This is a genomic window from Gordonia alkanivorans (assembly GCF_004011905.1).
Taxonomy (GTDB): Bacteria; Actinomycetota; Actinomycetes; order Mycobacteriales; family Mycobacteriaceae; genus Gordonia; species Gordonia alkanivorans.
Genome location: NZ_CP027114.1, coordinates 3,817,581 through 3,836,310, shown reverse-complemented (window position 1 = coordinate 3,836,310; position 18,730 = coordinate 3,817,581). Strand labels below are relative to the sequence as shown.

The window sequence follows — 18,730 nt, the reverse complement described above, 5'->3', positions numbered from 1 at the left end:
TACCCCTGAGTTCGACGGCCCTGGGTTCGACGGCGCCGGGCATCCGACCGACCCCTATGTCACACAATCGATCATCGAGTTCGCCGGTGAGCACGCGCCGACCGCGTTGCTTCCGGCGATCCGCGAACTGCTGGCGCGCCAACGGGTCCTGCGGTCCGCGTTCACCCGGACCGGGTCGGGCCGACCCGTCGTCGTGATCCCGCCGGCGGATCACGCGGTGGTGACGGACCCCGACTTCCGCGGCATCGACCTCACGGCAGCAGAGCTCGCGGATGCGGCGGATCGCATCGCCGAACTCGCCGAAGAGGATCGCACCAGGCCGTTCCACCTCGATTCGCCGCCGCTGATCAGGTTCACCGCCGTCGCGCACCACAGCATCGCCGGTCCCGCACACACCGTCGTGATCACCGCGCACCACATCATCCTCGACGGGTGGTCCGGGCCGATCCTCGTCGCCGATCTCCTCGCCGCACATCTCGGCCGTCCCGCGGTCACCCCGGCCACCGACATGGAGTCCTACCTCGAGTGGCTGGATCGCCGAGATCGTGCCGCTGCCCTCACTGCGTGGCAGAACACTCTCGCCGACGTCACGCCCACCGTGGTCGCGCCCCACCACGCCGCCCGCGCCCGCCAGGAGGAGCGCCGTCCGTACGAGATCGCCGCGCGCCTGGACGCCGCCGGCCGTGCCCGGCTGGAGGAACGGGTCCGGCAACTCGGCAGCACCACGAGCACCGCACTCCACGCGGCCTGGTCGATCCTGCTGTCGCGACTGACCGGAGAACAACGCGTCGTCTTCGGCGAGACGGTGTCGGGTCGGCCGGCCGACCTCGACGGGGCCGACGCCATGATCGGTCTCTTCATCAACACGGTGCCCGTCGTCGCGGACGTCGACCCGAACCGGACGGTCGCCGATCTGGTGACGACGCTCCACGCTTCCCGTACCGGGCTCGTCGACCACCAGTTCCTCGGTCTGGGCGAGATCACCCGCGCCTCCGGGCATCCCGCGCTCTTCGACACCCTGGTCGTCTACGAGTCCTATCCAGTCGACACGGGAACCGTGCTGGAGGGATCGCGCACGTCAGGGCTCGAGATCCGCGACGTGACCACCTCGGACGCGACCCACTATCCGCTGGCGCTCATCGCCGCCCCGGACGCCGACGAGCTGTCGCTCACTGTGAAGGCCAATCTGACCGCCGTCGACGCCGAGGTCGCCGAGGTGATCGCGGCATCGCTGGTCGATCTCCTGCAGTTGCTCGCCGACGACCCCGACACGCCCGTTGCGGCGCTCGACCCGATGCCCGCGGAGATGCGCGGCACGGTCGAGACGTGGTCGCGGGGTGCGGTGGTGGAGTTGGGGTGGGGTGGTCGTTCGGTGGGTTCGGTGGTGGCTGAGCGGGTGGGGTTGTCGGGGTCGCAGGTGGCGGTGTGGTGTGGGGATCGGGTGGTGTCGTATGGGGAGTTCGGTGGTTTGGTGGCGGGGGTTGCGCGGCGGTTGTTGGGTGTGGGTGTGGGGGTGGATTCTGCTGTTGGGGTGGTGATGTCGCGGTCGTTGGAGTTGTTGGTGGCGGTGCATGCGGTGGTGGTTGTGGGTGGGCGGTATGTGCCGGTGGAGGTGGATGCGCCGGTGGAGCGGGTGGGTTACATGTTGTCGACGGCGGGTGTGGGTGTGGTGTTGACGCGGGGGTCTGAGGAGGTGGTGGTGCCTTCTGGTGTGGAGCGGTTGGTGGTGGATTGTGGTGTGGGGTCGGGTGTTTCGGGTGTTGATGGTGGTGTGGAGTTGGGTGCGGTGGTGGATGAGGTGGGGGTGTTGTCGCCGTTGGTGGGTGTGTACACGTTGTTCACGTCTGGGTCGACGGGTCGGCCGAAGGGTGTGACGGTGTCGCATGGGGCGGTGGTGAATCGGTTGGGGTGGATGCAGTCGTTGTTCGGGGTGACTGGTGATGATGTGGTGTTGTGGAAGACGCCGGTGTCGTTTGATGTGTCGGTGTGGGAGTTGTTCTGGCCGTTGATGGTTGGTGCTTCGGTGGTGGTGGCGGAGCCGGGTGGGCATCGGGATCCGTGGTATGTGGCGTCGGTGGTGGAGCGGTTTGGTGTGTCGGTGTGTCATTTTGTGCCGTCGATGTTGTCGGTGTTTGTTGATGCGCTGGGTGGTTCGGGTGGTGTGGGTTTGGGGTCGTTGCGGCAGGTGTTCTGTTCGGGTGAGGCGTTGGGTGTTGCGGGTGTGGAGGGGTTGCGGGGGTTGGTGCCTGGTGTGCGGGTGGTGAATTTGTATGGGCCGACTGAGGCTGCGGTGGATGTGACGTCGTATGTGGTCGGCGGTGGTGAGGTGGTGGTGCCGATTGGTCGTGCGGTGCCGAATGTGTCGGTGTGGGTGTTGGATTCGCGGTTGCGGCCGGTTCCGGTGGGTGTGGTGGGTGAGTTGTATCTGGGTGGGGTGCAGGTGGCTCGGGGGTATGCGTCGCGGTCGGGGTTGACTGCGGAGCGGTTTGTGGCGGATCCGTTTGGTGGGTGGGGTTCGCGGTTGTATCGGACGGGTGATCGGGTGCGGTGGTCTGGTGTTGGTGAGTTGGAGTATTTGGGGCGTAGTGATTTTCAGGTGAAGTTGCGGGGGCAGCGGATCGAGTTGGGGGAGATCGAGTCGGTGCTGCAGACCGCACCCGGCGTCGTCGCCGCCGCGGTTCTGGTGCGCGACGACCTCCTCGTCGCCTACGTCTTCGGGGATGCCGAGGTGGCGCAGGTACGTGAACATGCGGCACGTCGCCTCGCGCCGTACATGGTGCCGGACACCGTGGTCGTACTCGACGACATGCCGCTCGGAACATCCGGGAAGATCGACCGAAAGTCGCTTCCCGCACCGGAGCTCAATCCGCGTGAGATCGTTGCGCCGGGTTCGGACACCGAACGCCTGATCGTCGAGATCGTCGCCGACGTCCTCGACCAGGCCGTCGAGCGGGTGTCGGTCACCGACAGCTTCTTCGAGATCGGCGGGCACTCGTTGTCCGCTACCAGGGTCGCCGCCCGGCTCTCGCACATGTTCTCGCTGCCGTTCACCGTTCGTGAACTGTTCGACGCCCCGTCCGTCCGTGCCATGGCTGAGTGGGTAGACGAGCGTCGCGGTGATGATTCGGTCGTCGCGCCGTCGCCTTCCGGCGATGACCTCCCGGACCTGGGATCGATCCCGCGTCCGTCGCGCCCGCCCCTGTCGGCGGCGCAGCAGCGGATGTGGTTCATCAACCAGTTCGATCCGGCGTCACCCGCCTACAACATCCCGTTCGCCATGCGGCTGCGCGGTCGGCTCGACACCGTGGCCCTGCGCGCCGCGCTCGCCGACGTGATCACCCGGCACGAGGTGCTGCGCACCCGGTACCCGCAGGACCTCGACGGTAGGCCTTGGCAGGACATCGCGTCCGCCGACGAGGTGACCGTGGACCAGTGGTGGTGCGACGAGGACGTCGAGACCCTCGCCTCCACTGGCTTCGACGTCACCCGCGACCTGCCGATCCGTGCCGGGATCGTCGCCGAGTCCGACGACCACCTCCTGGTCGTGGTCCTCCATCACATCGCGGCGGACGGTGAATCCCTGCGACCGCTCGTCGACGACCTGCTGCACGCCTATGCCGCGCGTACGGCGGGACATGCGCCCGAACGCCCCCCGCTGGACGTCCAGTACGCGGATGTCGCCCTCTGGCAACAGCGCGTCCTCGGGTCGGTGGACGATCCGGACTCTGCGCTCGGTCGCCGGGCCCGGTGGTGGCAGGAGGAGCTCGCGGACCTGCCCGATGTACTCGAACTGCCGACTGATCGTCCGCGGCCGCCGGTGGCATCGCTCCACGGTGCCGTCGTGGAATTCGGGGTGCCCGAGGGACTCGCGTCGTCGATCGACGGGTTCGCACGTCGCCATGGGGTCACCGCGTTCATGGTGCTGCACGCCGCCGTCGCGGTCGTGCTGTCCCGTCTCGCGGGTTCCTCCGACGTCGCACTCGCGACGCCGGTCGCAGGTCGTGGTCGCGCCGAACTCGATGCCCTGGTCGGCATGTTCGTCAACACCGTCGTCTTGCGCACCCAGGTCGACCCGGGTGCCACGTTCGGCGAGGTGATCGGGCAGGTCCGCGACACCGACCTCGACGCGTTCGCGGCTGCCGACGTCCCCTTCGAGCACCTCGTCGAGGTACTCGCCCCGACCCGCAGCGAGGCGTTCGCACCCCTCGCCCAGGTGATGCTGACACTGGAACAGTCCGCGATCGGCGACATCTCGGTGCCCGGCCTGACGGTCACGCCCGTCGAGGCGGGTGTTCCCGCCGCGCGATTCGACCTCATGATCGGAATGACGGCCGCACGCGACGCAGCCGGCGACCTGACCGCCCTGTCCGGGCGGATCGTCTACGCCACCGACCTCTTCGAGGATCGCACCGTCCGCCGTCTGGGTGAGCGGATCGTCGACGTCCTCACCACCGGTCTCGCCGACGACACGGTGGTGGTCGGCGACATCGACCTCGCCGACGCGACCGAGCGTGCCGCCATCGCGGACTGGTCGCGGGGTGCGGTGGTGGAGTTGGGGTGGGGTGGTCGTTCGGTGGGTTCGGTGGTGGCTGAGCGGGTGGGGTTGTCGGGGTCGCAGGTGGCGGTGTGGTGTGGGGATCGGGTGGTGTCGTATGGGGAGTTCGGTGGTTTGGTGGCGGGGGTTGCGCGGCGGTTGTTGGGTGTGGGTGTGGGGGTGGATTCTGCTGTTGGGGTGGTGATGTCGCGGTCGTTGGAGTTGTTGGTGGCGGTGCATGCGGTGGTGGTTGTGGGTGGGCGGTATGTGCCGGTGGAGGTGGATGCGCCGGTGGAGCGGGTGGGTTACATGTTGTCGACGGCGGGTGTGGGTGTGGTGTTGACGCGGGGGTCTGAGGAGGTGGTGGTGCCTTCTGGTGTGGAGCGGTTGGTGGTGGATTGTGGTGTGGGGTCGGGTGTTTCGGGTGTTGATGGTGGTGTGGAGTTGGGTGCGGTGGTGGATGAGGTGGGGGTGTTGTCGCCGTTGGTGGGTGTGTACACGTTGTTCACGTCTGGGTCGACGGGTCGGCCGAAGGGTGTGACGGTGTCGCATGGGGCGGTGGTGAATCGGTTGGGGTGGATGCAGTCGTTGTTCGGGGTGACTGGTGATGATGTGGTGTTGTGGAAGACGCCGGTGTCGTTTGATGTGTCGGTGTGGGAGTTGTTCTGGCCGTTGATGGTTGGTGCTTCGGTGGTGGTGGCGGAGCCGGGTGGGCATCGGGATCCGTGGTATGTGGCGTCGGTGGTGGAGCGGTTTGGTGTGTCGGTGTGTCATTTTGTGCCGTCGATGTTGTCGGTGTTTGTTGATGCGCTGGGTGGTTCGGGTGGTGTGGGTTTGGGGTCGTTGCGGCAGGTGTTCTGTTCGGGTGAGGCGTTGGGTGTTGCGGGTGTGGAGGGGTTGCGGGGGTTGGTGCCTGGTGTGCGGGTGGTGAATTTGTATGGGCCGACTGAGGCTGCGGTGGATGTGACGTCGTATGTGGTCGGCGGTGGTGAGGTGGTGGTGCCGATTGGTCGTGCGGTGCCGAATGTGTCGGTGTGGGTGTTGGATTCGCGGTTGCGGCCGGTTCCGGTGGGTGTGGTGGGTGAGTTGTATCTGGGTGGGGTGCAGGTGGCTCGGGGGTATGCGTCGCGGTCGGGGTTGACTGCGGAGCGGTTTGTGGCGGATCCGTTTGGTGGGTGGGGTTCGCGGTTGTATCGGACGGGTGATCGGGTGCGGTGGTCTGGTGTTGGTGAGTTGGAGTATTTGGGGCGTAGTGATTTTCAGGTGAAGTTGCGGGGGCAGCGGATCGAGTTGGGGGAGATCGAGTCGGTCCTGCAGACCGCACCCGGCGTGACCCAGGTGGTGGCGTCCGTGATGGCACTGCCCGCCGGCGAGCAGCTCGTCGCTCATCTGACCGGCGCCGACGTCGATCTCGATGTCGTCCGGACCGTTGCCGAGAAACTGCCGGGCTACATGCGTCCGACGTCCTGGGTGATCCTCGACGAGATGCCGTCGAACACCGCGGGCAAGATCGATCGCAAGGCACTCCCGCTTCCGATGTACGCGGCCGACGAGTACGTCGCCCCGTCGACACCCGCCGAGATCGCCGTCGCCGACGTCTTCGCCGATGTGCTCGGGGTCGACGAGGTCTCGGCCGGCACCAGCTTCTTCGACGCCGGCGGGAACTCGTTGGCAGCAACCCGTCTCGCGTCGCGACTGGGACGAACGCTCGGCATCCCGGTCACCGTGAGGGATGTCTTCGACGAGCCGACCGTTCGCGGCCTCGCCGCCCGCGTCGAACGTTCCGGCGCCGATCCCGCGGCGCTCGGCCCGGAGGTGGGCGAGAGGGCATCGTCGCCGCGTCCCGACATCCTGCCGCTCTCCAGTGCGCAACGACGCCTGTGGTTCATCAACCAGTACGAACCCGACGTCGCCTCGTACATCATCCCGTTCGGATTCCGTATCCGCGGGCAGGTCGACGCCGACGACGTCCGGTCCGCGATCGGTGATGTGATCGCGCGGCATGAGATCCTGCGGACCACCTACCCTCTCGGGCCGGACGGCCGACCGCACCAGGTCATCGCCGACGACGTCGACTTCGATTGGCGTCTGGTCGATTCCGATGCCGAGGCGATGGCCGTCACCGTGGTGCCGTACGACCTCACCCGGGACCTGCCGGTGCGGGCACGTCTGCACCGCGACCCGGCCGACGGTGCATTGCTCGTGCTTGCGATTCACCACATAGCAGCGGACGGGGCGTCGGGACCGGTCCTGGCCCGCGACCTGCTCGCCGCCTATGTCGCGCGACGTGACGGCCGCGCACCGGACTGGGCGCCCTTGCCTCGCCAGTACGCCGACCATGTCCTGGAACTCCGGCAGGGCGACGCGACCGCGGCCACCCGACGCCAGTGGTGGGCGGACCGCCTCGCCGGTGCTCCGGCGCTCCTCGAGTTCCCGACCACACACCCGCGGCCGTCGACCCGCGACACCCGCGGTGCCACGGTCGACTTCACGATTCCGGGTCGCACCGCGTCGGCCGCCGCCGATCTCGCCCGTGCCACCGGGACCACGACGTTCATGGTGCTGCACGCCGCGCTCGCGGCACTCCTGAGCCGCCTCTCCGGGAGCGGAGACATCGTCATCGGCACCGCCACCGCCGGCCGCGATGGCGAGACCGACGACCTGATCGGCATGTTCGTCAACACCGTCGCCCTGCGCAGCCGGGTCGCGACGGATGGCGGGTTCGCGGACCTCCTCCACGAGATCCGCGACGACGACCTCGACGCCCTCGCACACGCCGACGTGCCGTTCGACGAGGTGATCGACGCGCTCGGGATCACCCGGGCCGCGTCGTACGCGCCGCTCGTCCAGGTCCTGCTGACGACCACCGATACCGCAGACACCGCAACAATGCCCGCGGATCTGGCCACCGAGCTCGCCAGCCTCGACATCAGTCCGGTGCCCGTGACGGACGACTCTGCCAAGTTCGACCTCACGGTCGCGGTGCGCACCGACGGGGCGGCGGGCGCACCCTGGCGCGGCACCCTCACCTACGCCACCGACCTCTACGACTATGCCGACGCCCGGCGCCTGGCCTACCGATTCGTCGGCCTCCTCGTCCACGCGGTCGCCGACACCGCGACGCCGGTCGGCGATCTCGATCTGCTCGCCATCGACGAGGACACGGGGCCGCTGGTCTCCGGTGACCCGGACCCGGCCGTCGTGACCCTGCCCGAACTGTTCGCCGCCGCCGTCCGGTCCCGCGGCGACCACCCCGCCGTCATCGACGAGCTCGGCAGCTGGACGTATGACGAGCTGGACCACGCGAGTTCGCATCTCGCCGCCGAACTCACCGAGCACGGCGTCGGTCCGGACGACGTCGTCGTGTGCGCATTGGGACGGTCGGCACGGGCACAACTCGCGCTGTGGGCGATCGCCAAGACCGGCGCGGTGTACTGCCCGGTCGATCCCCGCCATCCCGCGGATCGCATCGCCCGCGTGGTGGGAGGCGCACGCGCCAAGGTGGGTCTCACCGACGGCTCGGTGCAGACGTCGGCCGGGGTGCACTGGATGCTTCTCGACGCCGACCGGGCCGCCGAGCTGAGGTCCCGAGCGCCTCGGCCGGCTCCCGCGATCCGGCGCCCGGTGTACCCCGACGACGGTGCGTACATGATCTTCACCTCGGGTTCGACCGGGATGCCCAAGGGTGTGCTCGTCACCCACCGGGGCCTGGCCGGCGTGGCCGCAGTGCTGCGTGACCGTCACGGTTCGGGGCCGCAGGCCCGATGGCTGGGTATCAGCTCACCCGCCTTCGACGCCGCGATCCTTGAGATCCTCGGCGCCTACGGCAGCGCGGCCACACTCGTCGTCGTCCCGCCGGAGATCTACGGTGGGCGTGAACTGGCCGACTTCGTCTCGACGCATCGCACGACACACGCATTCCTGGTGACCTCCGTGGCCGCCTCACTACCCGACCCCGCGTCGTTGCCGTTCACCAACGTGCTCGTCGGCGGCGAAGCCGTCCCCGACGCAGAGAAGGACCGCTGGGCCGCGCACACCGCCTTCCACAACGGTTACGGACCCACCGAGACGACGATCATCAGCGTCACCTCACCGGCGGTCGGCCTCGACGAACCGGTCCGGCTGGGACGTCCCGTGCCCGGCGCCACCGCGTACGTCCTCGACGGCCGGCTCCATCCGGTGCCGCCCGGCGTCGTCGGAGAGCTGTATCTCGCCGGCGGGGAGCTCGCCCGCGGTTACCACGACCGCCCGGCGCTCACGGCGGAGCGTTTCGTGCCGGCTCCGTTCGGATCACCGGGCAGCCGCATGTACCGCACCGGGGACCTCGTGCGCCGATCACGCACCGGCGAACTGACCTATGTGGGGCGCAGCGACTTCCAGGTGAAGCTGCGCGGCCAGCGCCTCGAACTCGGTGAGATCGAGGCGACGCTCACCGCACACCCGGCCGTGCGCAATGCGGTCGTCATCGGCGTGGGAGACCCTGTCACCGAGCTCGCAGGGTACGTCGAGCCCCTCGACCCGGATGGAGACCTCGACGTCGCGGATCTCCGCGAACAGCTCGCCGCGCAGCTGCCGCCCTACATGATTCCGGCGAAACTCCAGGTCCTGGAGCACCTTCCGTGCAATCCGGTCGGAAAGATCGACCGCAGGCAATTGCCGGAGATCGACACCGCCGACGCGACCGACGCCCACACACCGCCGTCGGGTCACACCGAACGAATCCTCGCCGCGATCGTCGCCGACATCCTCGACCTCGAGAAGGTCTCGGCCACTGCAGACTTCTTCGCCATCGGCGGGAACTCGCTGGCCGCGACCCGACTGAGCGCGCGTGCCGGAGACCAGTTCGGCGTCCGCCTGGGTGTCCGCGACGTCTTCGAGTCCCCGACCGTGCGCGGGCTCGCGCGCCGTATCGAGACCGCCTTCGACTCGGAGCCGCCGCAGGCGCCACTGGTGCGCGTCGTCGACCGCCCAGACCGGATTCCGTTGTCGTATGCGCAGCAACGCATCTGGTTCCTCAACCGGTTCGAACCGGAGTCGGCGGCCTACACCATCCCGTTGGCCGTACGACTACGCGGTCCGCTCGATCGGTCGGCGCTGCGCAACGCCGTCGTCGATGTGCTCGCGCGGCACGAGATCCTGCGCACAGTCTTCCCGGCCGACGCGGGTGAACCCTTCCAACGGATCCTGGACGTCGACGATGCCCGTGCGGCACTGCGGTGGGAAACCGACACGCTGACCGCCGATTCACTCACCGCCGACGATCTGCCCCTGCTCCTCGGTGAGCCCGGTTTCGACATCACCACCGAGATCCCGCTGCGCGTGCGACTACTGGCAGTAGGAGGCGACGGCCCGGACGGTGACGATCACCTCCTCGTCGTCCTTCTCCATCACATCGCGGCCGACGGCGAGTCGATGCGACCGTTGCTGTCCGACCTGTGGACGGCGTACCTCGCGCGTGCCGAGGGACGGCCGCCGGCGTTCACCGAGCTACCGGTCCAGTTCGCTGACCACGCACTGTGGCAACGGCAGACCCTCGGCGATGTCGACGCCCCGGACTCGGTGCTCGGCAAGCAGGTCGGGTACTGGGTCAACAGGTTGTCGGACCTGCCCGACCTCCTCCCGTTGCCGACAGATCGCCCACGGCCGCCGGTTGCCTCTCAGCGTGGCGGCCGTATCACCGCGGAGATCCCGGCCGACCTGGCCACCCGGATCTCCGCGGTGTCCCGGGATCGCGGGATCACCGACTTCATGACGATCCACGCAGCGCTCGCGATCCTCCTCGCCCGCCTGTCGGCGAGCCGCGACATCGCGATCAGCACGCCGGTCGCCGGGCGCGGCCACGCTCATCTCGACGACCTGGTCGGCATGTTCGTCAACACCCTGGTCCTGCGGACGGAGGTCGACCCGGCGATCGATGTCCGGGACTTCCTCGACCGCGTCCGCGTCGACGACGTCAACGCGCTCGCCCGCGCGGATGTCCCGTTCGACTACCTCGTCGACCGGCTGTCCCCGGCGCGATCCGAGGCCTTCGCCCCGCTGAGCCAGGTGATGCTGTCGGTGCTGCACGCCACGGGCACTGCTGGGACCGCCGACGCAGCCGAGGCCCCCGGCGGACTCCGTCTGGAACCTCTCGCGGTGTCCACCGGGACCACTCAGCTCGACCTGACCGTCGCGGTCAGCGTGGCCCCCCAGGGTGCGTGGCCGGTCGAGATCGTCTACGCGACAGACCTGTTCGACGCGTCGACCATCGAGGTGATGATCACGCGGCTGATCCGTGTGCTCGAGACTCTCACCGGTACGGAAATCGACGGTCGGCCGGTGGGCGAGATCGATCTGACCGACGACGCCGAGCGCACGCGGATCGCCGAACTGGTTTCCGGCCCGGACCTGTCCGTGCCGTGGTCGACGGTCTCCGAGGCGGTCGACGCCGCGGCCCGACGCACCCCCGGCGCGATAGCTCTGGTGGCGGGGGATCGGACGCTGACCTACGCGGAGTTCACCACCCGGGTGTCCGATCTCGCGCAGCGGCTTTCGGGCCACGGCGTGGGACCGGATGTCGCAGTGGGCGTGTGCATCCCGCGTTCGGTCGAGCTCGTCCTGGCGATCCACGCCGTGGTCGCCGCCGGTGGCGCCTACGTGGTCATCGACCCGGCAACGCCCGCGGAGCGACTCGCGGCGATGATCGACGCGGCGTCGATCTCGGTGATCCTGGCCGCAGACCCTCGACCCGAGGTCCTCGCCGGTGTCACACCGCACGTCCTGGTGGTCGACGCCGACACCCCGGTTGCCGACGACCACGCCGCGGCGGTGTCCCGCGCCGCATTCCGTCGGGTGGTCGACCCCGACAACGCGCTGTACACGCTGTTCACCTCCGGATCGACGGGAACACCCAAGGGCGTCACGGTCAGTCACCGGGCAGTCCTGAACCGTCTCGCCTGGATGCACATCCGGGAACCATTGAGCGACGACGACGTCGTGATGCTGAAGACCCCGGCCACCTTCGACGTGTCGGTGCCGGAACTGTTCGCGCCACTGATGGCCGGCGCCAGGCTGGTGATCGCCGAGGACGGTCGGCACATCGACCCGGCCTACGTCCTCGACGAGGTTAGGCGCCAGGGGATCACGTCGATCCACTTCGTGCCGTCGATGATGGCGGCGTTCGCCGAGTACGTCGGCGACAACCCCGAGCGGCGCGCGGCCCTGGCGACGTTGCGGCGCATCCACGCCTCCGGCGAGGCGCTGCCCGCGGCGACCGCGCATGCGCTGGGTGCGCTGGTCCCGGACGCGGACATGGACAACCTGTACGGGCCCACGGAGGCCGCGGTCGAGGTCACCGCTCACCGCCTCGGCACCGACGAGGTGACCGTGCCGATCGGCCGGCCGATCGCGAACACCACGACCTGGGTCCTCGACGACCGGCTGCAACCCGCACCGGTCGGGGTCGTCGGCGAACTCTATGTCGGCGGTGGGCAGCTGGCTCGCGGCTACGCGTCCCGACCGGATCTCACCGCCGAGCGCTTCGTCGCCGACCCCACCGGCCGTTCAGGCGCCCGTCTGTACCGGACCGGCGACCTGGTCCGATGGAATGCGGAAGGTGAACTCGAGTACCTCGGGCGCTCCGACTTCCAGGTGAAACTCCGCGGACAGCGCATCGAGCTGGCGGAGATCGAATCGATCCTGGCGCAGATCAACGGCATCACGCACGCCGCGGCGACCGTCCGCAACGGGCCGACGGGCGAGGTCCTGGTCGGTTATCTCGCCGGCGACGTCGACCTCGATGTGGTTCGGGCCCGCGTGGTCGAGACACTGCCGCAGTACATGCGGCCGACGCAGTGGGTGATCCTCGACGACGTCCCGCTGACCGCCACCGGCAAGCTCGACCGTCGTGCGCTGCCCGCTCCGGCCGCGGTGTCGGCCGAGTTCGTCCCGCCCGCCGACGGAATCGAGCGCGCTCTGGCGGCGGTCTTCGCCGACGTCCTGGCACTCGACGAGGTCTCGGTGACAGTGTCGTTCTTCGACCTCGGCGGGCATTCGCTTGCCGCACTGCGTGTCGTGGCCGGCGTCGCCGAACGTCTCGGGGTGGACATCGACATCCGTGACATCTTCCGCGCACCGACTGTACGAGAGCTCGCGCGTACGCTGACCCAGCGGCGTCTGTCGGTGCAACCGTTGAGCCGTCGTCGGCGCCCCGCGCAGATCCCGCTGTCGTATGCGCAGCAACGGATCTGGTTCATCAACCAGTTCGATGTGGCATCGCCGGTGTACAACATGCCCGTCGCCTTCGATGTGCTCGGCGAACCGGACCTCGCCGCGCTGCGCGAGGCCTTGCTCGACGTCATCGCCCGACACGAACCGTTGCGCACCGTCTACCCGATGGCGGTGGATGGGACACCGGTACAGCTCGTGCTCGGCACGAGCGACGTGGCAACCCGCCTGCGGTGGGACGAGACAGCCGATGTCGACGCCGCGATGGCGGTCTGCGCCGAGGGATTCGACGTCACCGTCGACCTCCCGGTGCGGGTCGCGATCGCGCCCGTCGACGGCGGATACCGCGTCGTCGTGGTGATCCACCACATCGCCGGCGACGCCGCATCCCTGCAGATCCTGACCGGGGAACTGATGGTTGCGTACCAGGCGCGAACGTCGGGAACGAATCTGCCCGCGCCGGAGCCGCTTCCGGTGGGTTACGTCGACCACACGCTTTGGCAGCGCGCGACTCTCGGCGACCTCGACGACCCGACCTCGCTGATGGCTGCCCAGTTCGACTACTGGTCGACGGCGCTCGACGGCATCCCCGCGGCCCTCGACCTTCCGACCGACCGGCCGCGGCCACCGGTGATCGATCACCGGGGCGCACGACTGCCGATCGAATTCGGGCCCGAACGCAGCGCCGCGGTCGCCCGTACCGCCCGGGCGCACGGGCTGACGCCGTTCATGGTGTGCCACGCCGCATTCGCCGCGGCGCTCGCCAGACTCGCCGACGTCGACGACGTGAGTATCGGTGCCGCGGTCTCGGGTCGAGGGCAGGCTGCGACGACGAGGATGATCGGCATGTTCATCAACACCGTCGTCCTGCGGACGGAGATCGGCGCCGACGACACCGTCGCCGATCTGCTCGATCAGGTACGCGACACCGATGCGGCGGCCTTCGCGCACGCGGACATCCCGTTCGAGACGCTCGTCGAACGCCTCACGCCCGTCCGGTCCACCGCGCACGCCCCGCTCGTCCAGGTCATGATCAACTACCTTGCCGACACCTCGGCCGGACACAGCGATCAGTTGGCGGTTATGACCGAGTTCGCGGACGGATTCCACGTGCAACCCGTCGATCCCGGGCCGCCGCCCGCCAAGGTGGACCTGACCCTCGGGCTCGCGGAGACGACCACCCCCGACGGGGCCGTCATCACCGGCGAGATCGATTACGCAGCAGCACTCTTCGATCCGGAGACGGTCGCGGTGTTCCGCGATGTCTTCGAGCGGATCATCGATGCGATCACCGCGGACGAACCGACCACCACCCTGCTGGGTGAGATCGACTTGGTGACCGAGGACGATCGTCGCCGGCTCGGTATCGAGGGAGCGCCGGGCGCGGTCGTCGTCGACACCTCCGGGCGGGCGCTGCCGGCCCGAATCCCCGGTGAACTGCGCACCGCCGGCGCATCGACCGGTGTGCTCGCACGGTGGCTGGATGACGGCGCGGAACCCCGGGTCGAGGTCCTCGGCCGGCTCGACCGTCAGGTCCGGAGAGGCGGGCTGCGCGTCGATCTCGACCTGGTCGAGACGGCCCTAGCCGGACTCGACGGTGTGCGAGCGAGCAGTGTCGTCGCTGTCCCGAGCGACGACGGCATCGAGATCCACGGGTGGGTGAGCGTCGACCGCGATGGCATCAGCGCCGACATCACCGCCGACGATGTTCGTCGCGCTGCCATCGAAGTCATTGCACCGCATTGTGTCCCGTCGGTCCTGGCCATCGTCGACGAGATCCCGGTCGGGGACGACGGACGACCGGACCACGCGAAGATGTCGGCGGTGATCCGGGAGGCCGGTCACGAGGCGCACGTCGCGGAGCAGCCGGTGGCGCCGGCCGGGGAGTGGGAGGAACTCGTCGCCGAGTGCATGTCCACGGTCACCGGGGTTGCGGTCACGAGCGCGGCCCAGGGATTCTTCGACGTCGGTGGGACGTCACTGTCCGCGGTCCGTCTCGTCGCCGAACTCCGTCGTCGCACGGGCATCCCGGTCGAGGTCGCCTGGGTGTTCGCCGGACCGACGCCTCGCGACCTCGGCGCGCGGCTGGCCGCACACCTCGAACCGGAACCCGTGGACGCGGATGCATCCGACCCGACGAACGGCGGCGTCGTCGTACCGCTGCGTCGGGAGGGTGCACGGAACCCGGTGTTCTGTGTGCATCCCGCCGATGGATTGGCGTGGTTGTTCGGTGGCCTGGCGCCGTATCTCGACGACCGACCGGTGTACGGACTCCAGGATCCGTATGTGGTGGCCGGCGATCTCCCCGACGCCACGGTGCACGATCTCGCCGTACGCTACGTCGACGAGATCCGACGCATCGCTCCCGAGGGCCCATACCATCTGCTGGGGTGGTCGATCGGTGGCCTGATCGCACAGGAGATGGCCGTCGAACTGCGGTTGCGCGGCGAGGACGTCGGATTCCTGGGTCTGCTCGACAGCTACCCGGCCGACGACGTCGAGCTGGCGCCGAGCTGGACGGACGACGGGGAGATGTCGGTGGACATCGACGCCCGAGAGCTGGCCTCGGAGTTGCTCGGCGGTTGGCGTGAGGTCATCGACGTCGACGAGCTCGTCGACCCCGACGACGCGGGATCGGTTGCGCCCGAGACGATCGCCGCCGCGATCCGGGACAAGGTCACCGGACTCGGACTGCTCGATGCGGAGTCCTTCGACCGGATGCTGACGCGTATGACGAGTTCTGCCGAGCGCACGATCTCGCACCGGCCACGACCGTACGACGGCGACACCATGCTCATCGTCGCCGCTGACAGCGACACCGAGGAATCGGCGGACGGAGGCCCGAACCGCTGGGCGCCCTACCTGGGCGGCGGCATCACGCGGATCGACATCGACACCGACCATCTCGGCATCGTCGGCAGCGACGCCCTGTCGGAGTTCGGACCGCGGATCGACGCAGCGATCAGCGACGCGGAGTCGCGGCGTCGGTGACGGCAGGCAGATCCGCCAGCACCGCGGGCAGCGGCTCGTCGTGCACGACCAGCAGACGCTGAGTGGCACGGGTCAGCGCGACATACAGGTCGCTGAGACCGCGCGGTGACTGGGCGATGATCGCGGCGGGCTCGACCACGATCGTGGTGTCGAACTCGAGACCCTTGCAGGTCCGGACCGTGTAGACCTTCGGGGCTGCCACACCCTTCGCGTCGAACGCGTCCGGGTCCAGGGCGGCGGCCACCACATCGACCAGCGTGTCGGGGACGACGACGGCCGTGAGTCCGTCGGGTTCGGCGAGATCGACGGCGTGGAACACGCCGGCCGCGATGTTCGCCGCGTCACCGGTGTCGTCCACCGCGATCGCCACCGGTTCGATACCGTTGCTGCGCAACGAGGTCGGCGCGGTCTCGCCGTTGCCGATCTCGTCGAGGACGCGAGCGGCGTAGGTCATGATCTCGCTGGGCGTGCGGTAGTTCACCGACAACTCCTTGAACTGCCAGCGTTTCGCGACGTACGGCTCGAGGACCTCACCCCACGACCGGGTGCCCGCTTCGTCGGAGGTCTGGGCGGTGTCACCGATGATGGTCATCCACCGATTCGGGATGCGGCGCATCACCATTCGCCATGCCATCGGCGAGAGCTCCTGCGCCTCGTCGACGATCACATGACCGAAGGTCCAGGTGCGGTCGCCGTAGGCGCGTTCGGCGGTGGTGGCGCGTCGGGTCTCGGTCTGACGCGACGCCAGTTGTTCGGCGTCGATCAGGTCGTAGGCCATCAGGATCTCGGGATCGAGCTCGTCCTCGAGATCCTGTGGGGCCGAACCGGTCAGGATGTCGAGAGCATCCTGCGCCTCGGCGAGCTGACGCCGCCAGCGTGCACGTTCGGCACGTTCGGCGTCGTCGGTGCCGTATCCGATGAGTTCGGCCAGCTCGTCCAGTAGTGGCACATCGGCGGGGGAGAAGTCCTCCCCGGTGATCGAGAAGGTGCGCGGTTCCCGCAGTAGCGCAGCCCGGTCGTCGTCCGACCAGCCGGGGGTGGCCCTACGAATGGCGCGCTCGTCGGTGAGCAACTCGCGCAGCATGTCCTGCGGCGTCAGCGTGGGCCAGAACTTCAGCAGCGCCGCACGGATGTCGGGATCGTGGCTCATCTCGTCGCGGATGTCGGCAATGTCGGCGGGGCTCAGGAGCTGCGAACCGTCGAGCAGGCTGGAACCGATGGTCGAGGCATGACGTCGGGCGAGCTCGGCGAGACCGGCCTTGAGGAAGGCGTTCTGGGACTGGTTGTGCGCGCGGCGTGTCGAACGGGCCTTGGCCCGTGCTGCCTTGACCAGTTCGGAGTCGATCTCGACCCGGTAGCTGTCGAAATCCACCGGCTCCGGCCGGGACGGCAACGACTGCTTGGCCCGCACCGCACGTTTGAGGACGTCGACCATCCGGAGGCCGCCCTTGACGCCGGTGGTGACCCGCGGGTCCTCGCTGCGGGCCCGGACACCGGGGAACAGGTCGCCGATCGTCGAGAGCAGGACACCGGACTCGCCGAGGGACGGCAAGACCTGACCGATGTAGCTGAGGAAGTCGTCGTTCGGTCCGATGATGAGAATGCCGCTGCGCGAGAGGATCTCACGATGCGTGTAGAGCAGGTAGGCGGCGCGGTGCAGCGCCACGGCCGTCTTGCCGGTTCCCGGCCCGCCCTGGATGACCGTCACGCCCCGGTGCGTCGACCGGATGATGAGGTCCTGCTCCCGCTGGATGGTCTCGACGATGTCGGTCATCTCGCCGGTACGCGCCGCGTTGAGGGCGGCGACGAGAGCGGATTCGTTGACGACGTCGCCGTGACCGAAGTCGTCGAGCAGGGCGTCGCCTGCGGTCAGCGATTCGTCGCTGACCCCGCGGACCTTGCGGCTGCGGGTGCGGATGTGGCGACGGCGGGCGACATCCTCGGGGGCAGCCGGCGTGGCCAGGTAGAAGGGACGTGCGAGTGGTGCGCGCCAGTCGAGCAGCAGCGTCGCGTCGGTCGCGGTGTGGTCGTGAGTACCGTCGTCGCCCAGGCCGTCGTCGAGCACACCGATACGGCCGATCCGCCGGATCTCGCCGTCGTCGAGGTCGAGGCGCCCGAAGTACAGATTGTGTTCGGCGGCATCGAATTTCGCGAGGTCCTCGTTGTACATCCGCTCGTAGGACTCGCGCTCCGAGAGCGCCTGCGGGGTTTCGCCGCGCTCGCTGAGGGTCGAGGACAGGCGGCGCTGCGTGGTCCGGCGCATCCGGTCGAGACGGCCGTAGACGCGGTCGAGATGTTCCTGTTCCTCGCTGATCCGAGGGTCGGTGTCGGGGGACAGTGCGGTCACGCCACAACTCCTCGCGCATTGACGGGCCACGCCGACCGTGACAGTCCGGCAGCTCTGATCAGTCCAGTGACCCGGGTCGCGTGATCCGCGATCGCCAGGCGAGCGCAGACCTCGGCCGCCGAGCCGTGTAGATCGGGGTCGCCGAGATGCCGCGCCAGCCACCCGAAGACACCCGCCTGGCTGCCGAACGGCAATGGCGTCCCGGCCGAGGGGTCGGCCAGGACTCCGTGACGCGACACGTAGATGTCGAACTCGTCCGGAGAGGCGGGACCGTCGGCGGGCAGCCGAGGTTCACCGAGAATGAGGGGATGGTCGTGCGTGTTCACTGTCCGTCGATCGTAGTTGGGTTCGGTGAGATCCAGCGCCTCGGTCTGCCGGGGTGAGAGCCAGGCGGCCACCGCCTCCAACGAGCCGTGACCTGTGTGAACGGGTGCCGCGGGCACGTATCCACGTGCCGCGACGTGTGCGGAATGGCCGACTGTGATGTTGGCGACCCGCACCGGCGTCAGATGCAGGACGCCGGCGGGGTCGAGGTGACCGAGCTTGCGGCGCAACACGCTCGACGCCGCGTTCGAGCCGACCGCGACCACCAGACGCGTACCGGGTGGGGGAGCAGTCGGCGGGTCCCGCTCGACCACAACGGACGCGGACAC

Annotated in this window: 3 protein-coding genes (1 of these 3 running past the window's edge); 1 reads left to right on the top strand and 2 read right to left on the bottom strand. The window is 68.7% G+C overall.

Translation table 11 applies throughout. The annotated features are described in order from the left end of the window. Nucleotides 1-15,730, top strand: partial view of a non-ribosomal peptide synthase/polyketide synthase gene (locus C5O27_RS17475; protein WP_127963254.1) — the 3' portion only. Its footprint begins 10,277 nt before the window's first position; 15,730 of the gene's 26,007 nt are visible here — the last part of the coding sequence; the start codon falls outside the window, past its left edge; it ends in the stop codon at nucleotides 15,728-15,730. On the opposite strand, the gene C5O27_RS17470 is transcribed toward C5O27_RS17475, so the two are convergent. Both C5O27_RS17470 and C5O27_RS17465 read right to left on the bottom strand, forming a co-directional pair. Next, nucleotides 15,702-18,077, bottom strand: a complete 2,376-nt coding sequence (locus C5O27_RS17470) for a HelD family protein (protein WP_127963253.1) — start codon at nucleotides 18,075-18,077, stop codon at nucleotides 15,702-15,704. The genes C5O27_RS17475 and C5O27_RS17470 overlap by 29 nt on opposite strands. Continuing rightward, the gene (locus C5O27_RS17465) at nucleotides 18,074-18,730 is read right to left on the bottom strand and encodes a hypothetical protein (RefSeq protein WP_127963252.1); all 657 of its coding nucleotides are present in this window, start codon (nucleotides 18,728-18,730) and stop codon (nucleotides 18,074-18,076) included. The genes C5O27_RS17470 and C5O27_RS17465 overlap by 4 nt, the downstream gene beginning before the upstream one ends.